Source organism: Marinobacter sp. MBR-105 (genome assembly GCF_053628895.1).
In genome coordinates, this window is sequence record NZ_JBRJHG010000001.1 from 491,527 (window position 1) to 503,982 (window position 12,456).

Here is a 12,456-nt window from a genome sequence, read left to right on the forward strand (position 1 = left end):
CCCTCCTTTACTGGACAAGGTAAGACGAGAACGCCGGTGTCTGATGGGTTTCAAAGCCGTTGTCTCCCCTCACAATAAAAAATGCGGGAATGTTTTCACGGGTTGCCAGGCCCATGGCCTTGTCAAAACCCATCACATTAAAGCCGGTTGCCAAGGCATCTGCCGTGATACAGTCTTCTGCAATAACCGTAACCGATGCCAGTCGATGACCAATCGGCTTTCCCGTCTCAGGGTCTATTGTATGGGAGTACCGCTGGCCGTTCGATTCGTAATAGTTACGATAATCGCCGGACGTCGCCATGGCCTGAGCATCCAGCGCCACCACACTATTTACTGCCCGGCCCTGCTCTATCGGTTGCTCAATAGCCAGACGCCAGGCGGTACCGTCCGGCTTGCGTCCATTGGTACGCACTTCGCCGCCCACTTCCACAAGGTAAGCGCCAACACCTTCACTGTCGAGGTAACGGGCCACCGCATCCACGCCATAGCCCTTGGCAATACCCGACAGATCAATGTACTGGGGCTTCTCGCTGCGAATGGCACTGGCCAATTCATCGAACTCCAGGTGCTCCCAACCGGTGCCACCAAGTACGGTGTTCAGTTCATCGTCGGAGGGTATCTGTTCAGGCCGCGCCTTGGGCCCAAACCCCCAGAGATTCACTACCGGGCCAATGGTCACGTCGAACGCCCCACCCGTCAGTTCAGCAATCTCGACTGACCGCCGGATAACCTCGAACAATGCCGGCGAAAGCTCAACCCACTCCGACTGGTCCCGCAGACTGTTCAACTGAGACAGCTCGGAATCCGGCTTCCAGGTCGACATGGCATTGTCCACCTGATCCAGCGTGCTCTCGATGCCCTTGGCCAGAGTCTGAAGCCGTTGCTCATCTTCTGGCAATACGACGTTAATGTGATAGGTCGTCCCGAAAATCCCGCCAGAGATCTCCCAGACTTTTTCTTCTTCCTGAAACGAACAACCCGCCAGGGTGGCCAGAGCCAGCGCCATAAAGACGCTGACCACGGCTACCCTGGCGGGTCGGAACATGCGGGATGTCATGCGGTCTGATTAACCTCCGAAGTCATCCAGCATGATGTTCTCGTCCTCTACACCAAGATCTTTCAACATCTTGATCACAGACGCGTTCATGATTGGGGGTCCACACATGTAGAACTCACAGTCTTCCGGAGCCGGATGGTCCTTCAGATAGTTTTCGTACAACACGTTGTGGATAAAGCCCGTAGGGCCGTTCCAGTCATCGGTTGGCAGGGGGTCTGAAAGCGCCACGTGCCACTCGAAGTTGTCGTTCTCTGCAGCCAGACCGTCGAAGTCTTCCACGTAGAACATTTCGCGTACGCTACGCGCACCGTACCAGAAGCTGATCTTGCGCTTGGAGTTCAGGCGTTTGAGCTGGTCGAAGATGTGAGAACGCATCGGCGCCATACCGGCACCACCACCGATGAATACCATTTCCGCATCGGTATCCTTGGCGAAGAACTCACCAAACGGTCCCATCACGGTAACCTTGTCGCCCGGCTTCAGGTTGAACACGTAAGTGGACATGATACCCGGCGGATGGTCGGTACCAGGAGGTGGCGTGGCAATACGGATGTTGAACTTGAGAAGACCTTTTTCTTCCGGGTAGTTCGCCATGGAGTAGGCCCGGATGGTTTCTTCCTTGTTCACGCCCTTGTAGCGCCAGATATCGTGCTTGTCCCAGTCTTCGTGGAACTCTTCCTCGATATCGAAATCCTTGAAGTTGATTTCGTACGGAGGGCACTCCAGCTGTACATAACCGCCAGCGCGGAAGTCTACCTCCTCGCCTTCCGGCAGCTTCAGTACCAGTTCCTTGATGAAGGTGGCCACGTTGTGGTTGGAGATAACCTCACATTCCCACTTCTTCACACCGAAGAACTCTTCCGGCACTTCGATCTTCATATCCTGCTTCACAGGAACCTGGCAGGACAGGCGCCAGCCTTCTTTTTCTTCACGGTTGGTGAAGTGGGTCTTTTCCGTCGGCAGCATGGCGCCACCGCCGTCCAGAACCTTGCACTTGCACTGGGCACAGGTACCGCCACCGCCACAGGCAGAGGACAGGTAGATGCCGCTGTTGGCCAGAGTACCCAGCAGCTTACCGCCCGCGGCGGTCTTGAGCGTGTGCTCGGGGTCGTCGTTGATCTCAATGGTCACGTCACCGGTGCTTACCAGCTTGGAGCGGGCTGCGAGGATAACCGCAACCAGCGCCAGAACGATAACGGTGAACATGACCACGCCGAGAATAATTTCTGTATTCATGGTCTCGCCTTTTCGTTAAACCGAATCACCGGGTGAATTACAGGGAGATGCCTGAGAACGACATGAAACCCAGTGACATCAGACCAACGGTAATGAAGGTGATGCCAAGGCCACGCAGTCCGTTCGGAACATCGCTGTACTTGAGCTTTTCACGGATACCCGCCAGAGCAATGATGGCCAGAGCCCAGCCAACGCCAGCGCCGAAGCCATACACCAGACTCTCGCCAAAGGTGTAGTCACGCTCAACCATGAACAGTGACGCCCCAAGGATGGCGCAGTTAACCGTAATCAGCGGCAGGAACACACCCAGCGCCGCGTACAGGGCCGGAATGTATTTATCCAGCACCATTTCCATGATCTGTACGATCGCGGCGATAACACCGATGTATGTCAGCAGGCCCAGGAAGCTCAGGTCCACATTCGGCAGACCGGCCCAGTCCAGGGCACCTTCACGCAGGATGGTGTTATAAAGCAGGTTATTCACCGGTACGGTGACGGTCAGTACCACCACAACGGCGATACCCAGACCAGTCGCCGCTTCGATCTTCTTGGAGATGGCCAGGAAGGTACACATCCCCAGGAAGAACGCCAACGCCATGTTTTCAACAAAGATCGCCTTAAGCAGGAGGCTCAGATAGTGTTCCATCAGAAGGCCTCCTTGACGGTATGGCGAGACAGTTTGTAGTCAGGCTCTTCTACTTGCTCCGGCTTCCAGGTACGCAGGCCCCAGATCGCCAGGCCGATGATGAAGAACGCACTCGGCGGCAGCAGCAGCAGACCATTCGGTACGTACCAGCCGCCTTCGTTAACGACAGGCATCAGGCTTACGCCGAACAGCGAACCGGCACCCAGCAGCTCACGGAAGAACGCCACGAACAGCAGAATAACCGAATAACCCAGGCCGTTACCGATACCATCCAGGAAGCTCATCAGCGGCGGATTGGTCATGGCGAAACCTTCCGCGCGGCCCATAACGATACAGTTGGTGATGATCAGACCAACGAATACCGATAGCTGCTTGGAGATTTCATAGGCATAGGCCTTGAGAATCTGGTCTACCACGATGACCAGGGAAGCAATGATGGTCATCTGCACGATGATCCGGATACTTCCCGGGATCTGGGTTCTTACCAGAGAGACCGCCAGGTTGGAAAATGCGGTAACGGCTGTAACCGCCAGACACATGACGATACTCACGCTCATGCTGGTGGTTACCGCCAGCGCCGAACAGATACCAAGGATCTGAAGGGCGATCGGGTTGTTACTGAAGATTGGTTCGAAGAGAACCTGTTTGGCTGTTGAGCCTGCCATGATCAGACCTCCCCTTCACGAAGTTTTTTCAGGAACGGGGCGAAGCCGCGCTCACCCATCCAGTAGTTCACGAGCTGCTCGACACCACGACTGGTCAGTGTGGCACCAGAGAGCGCGTCAATCTTGTGTTCCTTGTCCTTGGCATCGGCGCTGACCCCACCTTTCACCAGACGGATCTGGGGTTCGGTCGGATCGTCACTGTAGAGTTCCTTGCCTACCCACTGCTGTTTCCAGCGCGGGTTATCAACTTCACCACCCAGGCCCGGCGTTTCCGCGTGGGCGTAGAAACCCAAACCTTCAATAGTATTGAGGTCGCCTTCAAGGGAAACGAAGCCGTACAGGGTAGACCACAGACCGTAGCCGTGAATCGGAAGCACCACACGAACCAGCTCGCCGTTCTCGCTCAGGGTGTAGACCTTGGCAACGTTCGGACGACGCTTGATGCCAGCTTTGTCTTCAGACGACGGGATGTTGGTCGACATCTCCGGATCGGAAGCAGCCTTGTACATGTCGTACTTCATGGGATCCTGAACCCCCACAGCAGACGGCTCTACAAAATCGCCCTTGTCGAGGTCGACCAGGCGGACATCGAAGCGTGCAAACGTCTCTTCAATGTCCTGCGCGGTTGAGCCTGGCTCAAGCATGCCGGCGGCAGAAAGGATGTTAGTTTTGATGTCCAGATTCTGGTTCTGGATCTGCGCGGGACGGAGCATGACCGCAGCCGTGGAAACCACAACCGAGAACACAATACTCAGTACCAGCGCCACCATCAGGGTTCTGGAGACGGTATCTTTTGCTTTAGCCACGAGCAAGCCTCCGTTTGATGTTGGCCTGAACCACGTAGTGGTCCATCAGCGGCGCAAACAGGTTAGCGAACAGGATCGCCAGCATGATGCCTTCAGGGAAGGCCGGGTTGATCACACGGATCAGCACCGTCATCACGCCCACCAGGATACCGAAGCACCAGCGACCGGTGTTGGTCATGGCGGCAGATACCGGATCCGTTGCCATGAACATCATACCGAAGGCAAAGCCGCCCATAACCAGGTGCCAGTGTGCCGGTACGCCGAACATCGGATTGGTTTCTGAACCGATAAGATTCAGCAGCAGCGACATACCGATCATGCCGATCAGCACACCACCGACAATCCGGTAGGAGGCGATCTTCATGGCCAGCAGGATCAGACCACCAATCAGAATGGCGATAGTGGAAGTTTCACCCATGGAGCCCTGAATGGTGCCCACAAAAGCGTTCATCCAGCCAATCTGGGCTTCCAGTGCTTCGAGGCCACCAGAGGCAGCCCAGCTCAGGGCCGTAGCGCCACTGAAGCCGTCTACCGCCGTCCAGACGGTATCGCCGGAGATCTGTGCCGGATAAGCGAAGTACAGGAAAGCACGGCCGGTCAGTGCCGGGTTCAGGAAGTTCTTGCCGGTACCGCCGAACACTTCCTTACCGATAACCACACCGAAGGTGATACCCAGCGCCACCTGCCAGAGCGGGATGGTCGGCGGGCAGATCAGCGCGAACAGAACGGAAGTGACGAAGAAACCTTCGTTCACTTCGTGCTTGCGCACGGTCGCGAACAGGACTTCCCAGAAGCCACCTACAATAAAGGTAACCGCGTAAATGGGCACGAAATAAGCCATGCCATAGACGAAGTTATCCCACAAGCCAGCGCCGGCTCCGGTTACCGCCAGTGCGGTAATGAATGCCTCACGCAGTCCACCGTCGGCAATCATCGCATCCGGGTTGGAAGCCAGGAAGTTGTTGGCCTGGAAGCCAATGTTCCACATGCCGAAGAACATGGCCGGGAACGTACACAGCCACACCGTGATCATGATGCGCTTGAGGTCTATGCCGTCACGCACATGAGCGGTGGTTTTGGTCACGCTCGCAGGCGAATAGAAAATGGTATCAACGGCTTCGTACAGTGCATACCAGCGCTCGTACTTGCCGCCTTTCTCAAAGTGGTGCTCGATTCCATCGAGAAACTGTCGGATTGCCATCGTATTAGCCCTCGATCTCGATTCGGGTCAGGTTCTCACGGAGAATCGGACCGTATTCATATTTGCCGGGGCACACGAAGGTGCACAGCGCCAGATCTTCTTCGTCCAGCTCCAGGGCACCCAGTTTCTGTGCCATTTCAGTGTCGCCCACAATCAGCGAGCGCAGCAGCTGCGTTGGCAGAATATCCAGAGGCATCACCTGCTCATAGGCACCCACCGGCACCATCGCACGCTCACTACCGTTGGTCGTGGTCGTGAAGTTGAACAGCTTGCCGGGATTGAGCTTGGACAGATAGATGTTCAGCACGGAGAACTTGTTGGGACCCGGCGACAACCAGCCCATGAACTCGCGTTTGCTGTGTTCTTCCAGAACAGTAATCTGGTTGGCGAACCGCCCCAGGTAAGCACAGGGGCCATCACCGCGACGGCCACCGAACACAGAGCCGGAGATGGCACGGACTTCACAGTCTGTGGCAACTTCACCGTCCAGAAGTTCCGGCAGGCTGGCACCCAGACGGGTACGAACCAGGCGCGGCTTCACAGCCTTGGGGCCACCAATAGCGACAATGCGCTCGACCGGCACTTCACCGGTTTCGAACAGCTTGGCGATATCGATCACATCCTGGTAGTTGATAGACCAGACAGTCTTGCTGGCCGATACCGGGTCCAGGTGATGGATATGGGTACCGACATTGCCTGCCGGATGCACGCCATCAAACTGATGCACTTCGATATTGTCAGCCTTGGGCACGGCAACGTTAGAGCCGGGCTTGCCGGTCACAAACACTTTGCCGTTGGTCAGGCGGGAGATAATAGTCAGGCCTTTTTCAAAAGCCTTGCTATTTTCGCCGATGATAACGGTGGGGTCTGCCGCCAGCGGATTGGTGTCCATAACAGACACAAAAATCGAATTCGGCGCAGAGTCGATCTCAGGAACCTTGCTGTAGGGACGTGTACGGAAAGCTGTCCACAGGCCGGACTCTACCAGGTTATCAACCACCTGCTGGCGTTCCAGGCCGGCGAGGTCGGAATCGCTGTAGCGGGCATAGGTTTCCGCATCGTCGCCATCAATTTCGATCACGACAGACTGGAAAACGCGACGCTCACCGCGATTGATTTCTTTCACCACGCCTGCAGCGGGGGAAGTATAACGAACGCCTTCGGTCTTCTTGTCCGTGAACAGCAGCGTACCGCGCTTGACACGGTCTCCCTCTTTCACAGCCATCGTCGGCTTCATGCCGTGATAGTCAAAACCGATGAGCGCCACGTGGCGAACCGGCTTGCCGTCAGTAATGGTCTGTTCGGGAGCGCCGCTGATGGGAAGATCCAGGCCTTTTTTGATCTTGATCATTAGCCTCATCCAATCATCAGAAACTATTCTGTGGATTTGTAACGCCCGGCCCCTGCGGCCCTGGTTTCCTGTCCGGATTGCGCCGAACGGCTGCACCTTGAGGTTCAAATGCCATAGCAGTTGCTGCTGTTTGCCATTTGACGCAGGAAAAGATGAGAAACGGGGTGCCAGACATACCCAAAATCGCGCCAATTATAGAGATTAAGGAAACCTATTTCCACCGGTAACAAAAATGGTTTTGTACGGCCGAAGTAACAAAAAACCCCGGCAGCTGGCGCTACCGGGGCTTTCTGTCAATCAACTGCCGAGACCGGCCTACGACTTTAGTCGCGGGCGCGCTTCGGGAAGATCGGATAGGTTACGCCGGCCATCTGGTTCACACAACGCACAACCTGGGCGCTGTAGCCGAATTCGTTGTCGTACCACACGTACAGGATCAAACGCTTGCCATTGGCGATGGTAGCCTGGGCATCGACGATACCGGCATGGCGGGAGCCCACGAAATCGGTGGAAACCACTTCCGGAGAGTTCACGAAGTCGATCTGCTTCTGCAGCTCGGAGTGAAGCGCCATATCGCGCAGATATTCGTTTACCTGCTCGCCATCCACATCGCTTTTCAGGTTCAGATTCAGGATCGCCATGGACACGTTCGGTGTCGGCACCCGGATCGCATTACCGCTCAGCTTGCCTTTCAGCTCCGGCAGTGCTTTGGCAACAGCTTTGGCCGCGCCGGTTTCGGTAATAACCATGTTCAACGGGGCGCTGCGGCCACGACGACTGCCCTTGTGGTAGTTGTCGATCAGGTTCTGGTCGTTGGTGTAGGAGTGAACGGTTTCAACGTGGCCATCCTCAATGCCGTACTCGTCATTGATGGCCTTCAGTACCGGAGTGATGGCGTTGGTGGTACAGGAAGCAGCAGACAGGATCTTGTCTTCGTCGGTGATCCAGTCGTTGTTGATGCCATAAACGATGTTCTTGATGTCGCCCTTGCCCGGCGCAGTCAGAATCACTCGACTGACACCCTTGGACTTCAGATGCAGGCCCAGGCCCGCTTCATCGCGCCACTTACCGGTATTGTCGACCACGATGGCGTTGTTGATGCCGTACTCGGTGTAGTCCACCTTGTCCGGACCATCGGAGTAGATCACCTTGATAAAGTTGCCGTTGGCGATCAGCGCAGAGTTCTCGGCATCGACCGTGATGGTGCCATCGAAAGGACCATGCACGGAGTCACGACGCAGCAGGCTGGCACGCTTTTCCAGATCGTTGTCAGCACCACCCTGGCGAACAACGATCGCACGCAGGCGCAGGTTGTTGCCGCCACCGGCTTTTTCAACCAGGATCCGCGCCAGTAGTCGGCCGATCCGGCCAAAGCCGTAAAGCACCACATCCTTCGTTTCTTCCTTGGCATCCTTGGCCGCCTCTTCGGCGTACTTGCCAACCACCGGGCCGATTTCCTTTTTCAGAAACTCGGTGAGGTCACCGCCCTCTGCCTTGAATTTGACCGCCAGCTTGCCAATATCCACGTGAGCGCGGCCAAGCTCCAGCTTGTCCATCGCCTCGAGAATGGGCAGCGTATCGTGAACAGACAGCTCGCTGTCCTCAACCTGACGCACAAACCGGTGGGCGCGGATGATATCGATAACAGACTGGTTAATGATCGCACGGCCGTATACGGACGTAACAACGTTGTTTTTACGGTACAGGCGGCCGATCAGCGGGATCATCGCTTCTGCGGTGGACTCCCGGTCAGTCCAGTTGGACAGGTGCTGGTTGATCTGTTCGTGACTCACGGTTGGAACCTCGTATAGCACTGGAAATAATTTGGGGCGCACATTATCCAACTTAAAAAGCCGTACGGCAAATAGCCGTTTGTATGCCCCGACCATGACACTGTCACAACCGGGCGATAGAATAGCGCCGCCCCGGTTAATGATGCATCTATTCAGGAGAACGCTTGACCCATGACCCAAGGCCAGGCCCAAGCCCCGCTTATCGCCCCCGCTGCCCCTGAAAAGGCTGCCGACCACAGAAAATGGGGGCAGCTGAACGGCTGTGCAGACGCCTTGGCCATCTGCGAGAGCGCCCGCGCCCACAAAGGTCTGACGCTGGTCATTACCCAAAGCACCAGCGAAGCCATCCAGCTGGAGCAATCCATCCGATTTTTCCTGGGGCTGCCCACGGAAGAAGACGGTGCCACCGTTACCTCCGACGGCATCGAACTTTTATCCCTGCCGGACTGGGAAACGCTGCCCTACGATCTTTTTTCGCCACACCAGGACATTACCTCGCGGCGGATTCGCTCCCTGCACCGGTTACCCACCACACGCCACGGCATTCTGGTGGTACCGGCCCGCACCCTGATGCACCGGCTGGCGCCCCCGAGCTACCTGCAGGGCAATACCCTGCTGCTGGAAGTGGGCCAGACCCTGGATATCGACAGCTGGCGCATGCAACTGGAGGCCGCCGGCTATCATCACACCGACAATGTGTACGAACACGGCGAGTATGCGGTGCGAGGGGCCATCCTCGATATTTACCCCATGGGCTCGAACCTGCCCTATCGCATTGATCTGTTCGATGACGAAATCGAGACCCTCCGGACCTTTGACCCGGAAACCCAGAGATCCATCGATAAAACCGAACGCATTGAACTTCTGCCGGCCAATGAATTTCCCTGGCACAAGGAAGCCCGGTCAGGCTTTCGCAATCGCTGGTTTGAATATTTCCCCAATGCCGACAAAGACGCGCCGGTTTACCAGGATGTTACCCACGGCATCACACCGCCTGGCATTGAGTACTATCTTCCACTGTTTTTCGATGAAACCGCCACGCTGTTTGATTATCTGCCGGGCAGCACCCTGGTATTCACCGCCAACGGTCTCAATGATGCCGTCAATGCCTTTGATGCGGAAACCCGGGCCCGTTACGAAGACCGCCGTCACGATCGCCTGCGCCCTATTCTGTCCCCATCCGAGCTGTTTCTGCAGCCGGATGAAGTGTTCGGGCAACTCAAACACCACCCCCGCATTACCTGCAGCAGTCAGGCCGAAGACGGCGCGGGCGCCAGCAACTGCGGTACCGAATCTCTCCCGGATGTCGCCATGGACGGGCGCGCCGCTGATCCGGCTGGGCGCCTCAAACGGTTCATCCAGGAGTTCCACGGGCGCATCCTGATCTGTGCTGAATCGTCCGGGCGCCGGGAGGCGCTGATTGACAACCTGGCCGATCACAAGCTCAAGCTGTCAACCGTGCAGAGCTGGTCGGAATTCCTCGAAAACGAGAGCACCACTCTGGCCATCACCATTGCCCCACTGGAACAGGGCATGGTGTTGCCCGGCCAGAATCTGGCACTGATTACCGAATCGGCGTTGTTTGGCGAGCGGGTGCTGCAGCGTCGTCGTCGCCAGAAACCAACCGAAACCGACGATGCCGGATACCGGGACCTGTCTGAACTGAGAATTGGCGCACCGGTCGTGCATATCGACCATGGCGTGGGGCGCTACAAGGGGCTGGAGACACTCACCGCCGGCGGCCAATCCGACGAATTCCTGACCCTGGAATACGCCGGCGGCTCCAAACTCTATGTACCGGTGTCCAGCCTGCACCTGATTTCCCGTTACGCCGGCACCGATGAGGAACACGCACCGCTCCACAAGCTCGGAACGGAGCGCTGGAGCAACGCCAAGCAAAAAGCGCTGGAAAAGATCCGCGACACCGCAGCAGAACTGCTGGATGTTTACGCCCGCCGGGAAGCCCGGAAAGGCTTCCAGTTTGAAGACCCGAAAGAGGCCTATCGGGCCTTTGCTGCCGGATTCCCGTTCGAGGAGACGCCGGACCAGCAGGTGGCCATCGAATCGGTGTTCGAGGATATGACCAGCGAACGCCCGATGGACCGACTGGTATGCGGCGATGTCGGCTTCGGTAAAACCGAAGTCGCCATGCGCGCAGCTTTTCTGGCCACCTGGTCTGGCAAACAGGTGGCCGTTCTGGTACCCACTACTCTTCTGGCCCAGCAACATTACGAGTCGTTCCGTGACCGGTTCTCGGATACGCCGGTAACTGTAGAGCTTCTGAGTCGCTTCCGCAGCGGCAGCCAGACCAGCAAGGCCATCACTGCCATAGAGGAAGGCAAGGCAGATATCGTCATTGGCACCCACAAGCTGCTGCAAGGCGATATCAACTTCAAGAATCTGGGTCTGGTGATTATCGACGAAGAACACCGGTTTGGCGTTCAGCAGAAGGAAAAACTGAAATCCCTGCGGGCCGAGGTGGATATGCTGACCCTCACCGCCACACCGATTCCCAGAACCCTGAACATGGCCATGGGCCACCTGCGCGACCTGTCCATTATCGCGACCCCACCAGCCCGCCGGCTGTCGGTGAAAACCTTTGTGCGCCAGCGCGACGACGCCATGGTGAAAGAAGCTATTCTCCGGGAAATCCTGCGGGGCGGTCAGGTCTATTTCCTGCACAATGATGTCGCCACCATCGAGAAAACCGCGGAAGATCTTCGCAAACTGATTCCCGAGGCGCGGGTGGGTGTGGCACACGGCCAGATGCGCGAGCGCCAGCTGGAACAGATCATGTCGGATTTCTACCACAAGCGTTTCAACGTACTGGTGTGCACCACTATTGTGGAAACCGGCATCGACATCCCCAGCGCCAACACCATTATTATTGAACGAGCAGACAAATTTGGCCTGGCGCAGCTGCACCAGCTTCGGGGTCGCGTGGGCAGGTCTCATCACCAGGCGTACGCCTATCTGCTGACACCACCGCCAAAGGCCATTTCCACCGATGCCAGGAAGCGACTGGATGCGATTTCCGAATCCCAGGACCTGGGCGCAGGCTTCATGCTGGCCACCCACGACCTGGAAATCCGGGGCGCTGGCGAGCTGCTGGGTGAAGAACAGAGCGGTCAGATCGAAAGCATCGGCTTTACCCTCTACATGCAGCTGCTGGACGAAGCCGTAAAAGCGATTCGCGACGGCCGCACGCCCAACGCCGAATTGCCTCTCAGCCACGGCACCGAGATGAACCTGCGCATTCCGGCCCTGATTCCGGACGACTACCTGCCAGATGTCCACAACCGCCTGATGCTGTACAAGCGCATTGCCAGCGTGAAGGATCGTGAGGCATTAAAAGAACTTCAGGTTGAGATGATTGACCGCTTCGGATTATTACCAGCCCCGGCCAAGAACCTCATGCGCCAGGCACAGCTACGTTTGCAGGCAGAGACTCTGGGCATCGTGAAAGTGGATGCCGGTAAGGAATGGGTGCGGCTTGAGTTCGGGGCAACGACACCGGTCGACCCTCTCGAACTGGTTAAAAAAGTGCAATCCGCTCCGGATCGATACCGGCTCGAAGGCGCCAACAGCTTTCGCTTCCGGCTGAATGATGACTCAACCGATGGTAAACTCGACGCCATCGCAGCGATGCTCGAAGAACTGGCGCCCGACAAGGCCCCGGCAAAGGCATCATGACAAAAAAG

Annotated in this window: 9 protein-coding genes; 1 reads left to right on the top strand and 8 read right to left on the bottom strand. The window is 56.9% G+C overall.

Annotation, left to right across the window (positions count from 1 at the left end):
* Positions 1–7 precede the first annotated feature (7 nt).
* The 8 genes from ACSSVV_RS02380 to ACSSVV_RS02415 form a co-directional block, all read right to left on the bottom strand.
* Positions 8–1,057 carry an FAD:protein FMN transferase gene (locus ACSSVV_RS02380; RefSeq protein ID WP_031211001.1) on the bottom strand — a complete coding sequence of 350 codons (1,050 nt, stop codon included), beginning with the start codon at positions 1,055–1,057 and terminating at the stop codon, positions 8–10.
* A gap of 9 nt (positions 1,058–1,066) precedes the next feature.
* Positions 1,067–2,293: an NADH:ubiquinone reductase (Na(+)-transporting) subunit F gene (gene nqrF / locus ACSSVV_RS02385; protein ID WP_011785400.1), complete on the bottom strand. Its 1,227-nt coding sequence runs from the start codon at positions 2,291–2,293 to the stop codon at positions 1,067–1,069.
* 37 nt (positions 2,294–2,330) lie between these two features.
* On the bottom strand, positions 2,331–2,939 hold the full coding sequence (nqrE, locus tag ACSSVV_RS02390; protein ID WP_011785401.1) for an NADH:ubiquinone reductase (Na(+)-transporting) subunit E: 609 nt from the start codon (positions 2,937–2,939) through the stop codon (positions 2,331–2,333).
* On the bottom strand, positions 2,939–3,604 hold the full coding sequence (locus ACSSVV_RS02395) for an NADH:ubiquinone reductase (Na(+)-transporting) subunit D (RefSeq protein ID WP_014421083.1): 666 nt from the start codon (positions 3,602–3,604) through the stop codon (positions 2,939–2,941). The genes nqrE and ACSSVV_RS02395 overlap by 1 nt, the downstream gene beginning before the upstream one ends.
* Before the next feature lie 2 nt (positions 3,605–3,606).
* Positions 3,607–4,410, bottom strand: coding sequence for a Na(+)-translocating NADH-quinone reductase subunit C (locus ACSSVV_RS02400; RefSeq protein WP_022991580.1), 804 nt, complete (start codon positions 4,408–4,410; stop codon positions 3,607–3,609).
* Positions 4,403–5,611, bottom strand: a complete 1,209-nt coding sequence (locus ACSSVV_RS02405; RefSeq protein ID WP_011785404.1) for an NADH:ubiquinone reductase (Na(+)-transporting) subunit B — start codon at positions 5,609–5,611, stop codon at positions 4,403–4,405. The genes ACSSVV_RS02400 and ACSSVV_RS02405 overlap by 8 nt, the downstream gene beginning before the upstream one ends.
* A 4-nt stretch (positions 5,612–5,615) precedes the next feature.
* The gene (locus ACSSVV_RS02410; protein ID WP_014421081.1) at positions 5,616–6,962 is read right to left on the bottom strand and encodes a Na(+)-translocating NADH-quinone reductase subunit A; all 1,347 of its coding nucleotides are present in this window, start codon (positions 6,960–6,962) and stop codon (positions 5,616–5,618) included.
* A 323-nt stretch (positions 6,963–7,285) separates the two neighbouring features.
* A complete protein-coding gene (locus ACSSVV_RS02415) occupies positions 7,286–8,689 on the bottom strand; it encodes a glyceraldehyde-3-phosphate dehydrogenase (protein WP_412917493.1) in 1,404 nt (467 codons plus the stop codon).
* A 237-nt stretch (positions 8,690–8,926) separates the two neighbouring features.
* Here ACSSVV_RS02415 and mfd point away from each other — a divergent pair, with 237 nt between their 5' ends.
* Entirely contained in the window at positions 8,927–12,448 is a 3,522-nt protein-coding gene (gene mfd, locus ACSSVV_RS02420; RefSeq protein ID WP_023010564.1) for a transcription-repair coupling factor, read from the top strand.
* Positions 12,449–12,456: the final 8 nt, after the last annotated feature.

Coding starts and splice junctions, on each gene's coding strand:
- ACSSVV_RS02380 (WP_031211001.1), bottom strand. CDS start 1,057: ATGACATCCCGCATGTTCCGACCCGCCAGGGTAGCCGTGGTCAGCGTC.
- ACSSVV_RS02415 (WP_412917493.1), bottom strand. CDS start 8,689: ATGATCCCGCTGATCGGCCGCCTGTACCGTAAAAACAACGTTGTTACG.
- ACSSVV_RS02395 (WP_014421083.1), bottom strand. CDS start 3,604: ATGGCAGGCTCAACAGCCAAACAGGTTCTCTTCGAACCAATCTTCAGT.
- ACSSVV_RS02405 (WP_011785404.1), bottom strand. CDS start 5,611: ATGGCAATCCGACAGTTTCTCGATGGAATCGAGCACCACTTTGAGAAA.
- ACSSVV_RS02410 (WP_014421081.1), bottom strand. CDS start 6,962: ATGATCAAGATCAAAAAAGGCCTGGATCTTCCCATCAGCGGCGCTCCC.
- nqrE (WP_011785401.1), bottom strand. CDS start 2,939: ATGGAACACTATCTGAGCCTCCTGCTTAAGGCGATCTTTGTTGAAAAC.
- mfd (WP_023010564.1), top strand. CDS start 8,927: ATGACCCAAGGCCAGGCCCAAGCCCCGCTTATCGCCCCCGCTGCCCCT.
- nqrF (WP_011785400.1), bottom strand. CDS start 2,293: ATGAATACAGAAATTATTCTCGGCGTGGTCATGTTCACCGTTATCGTT.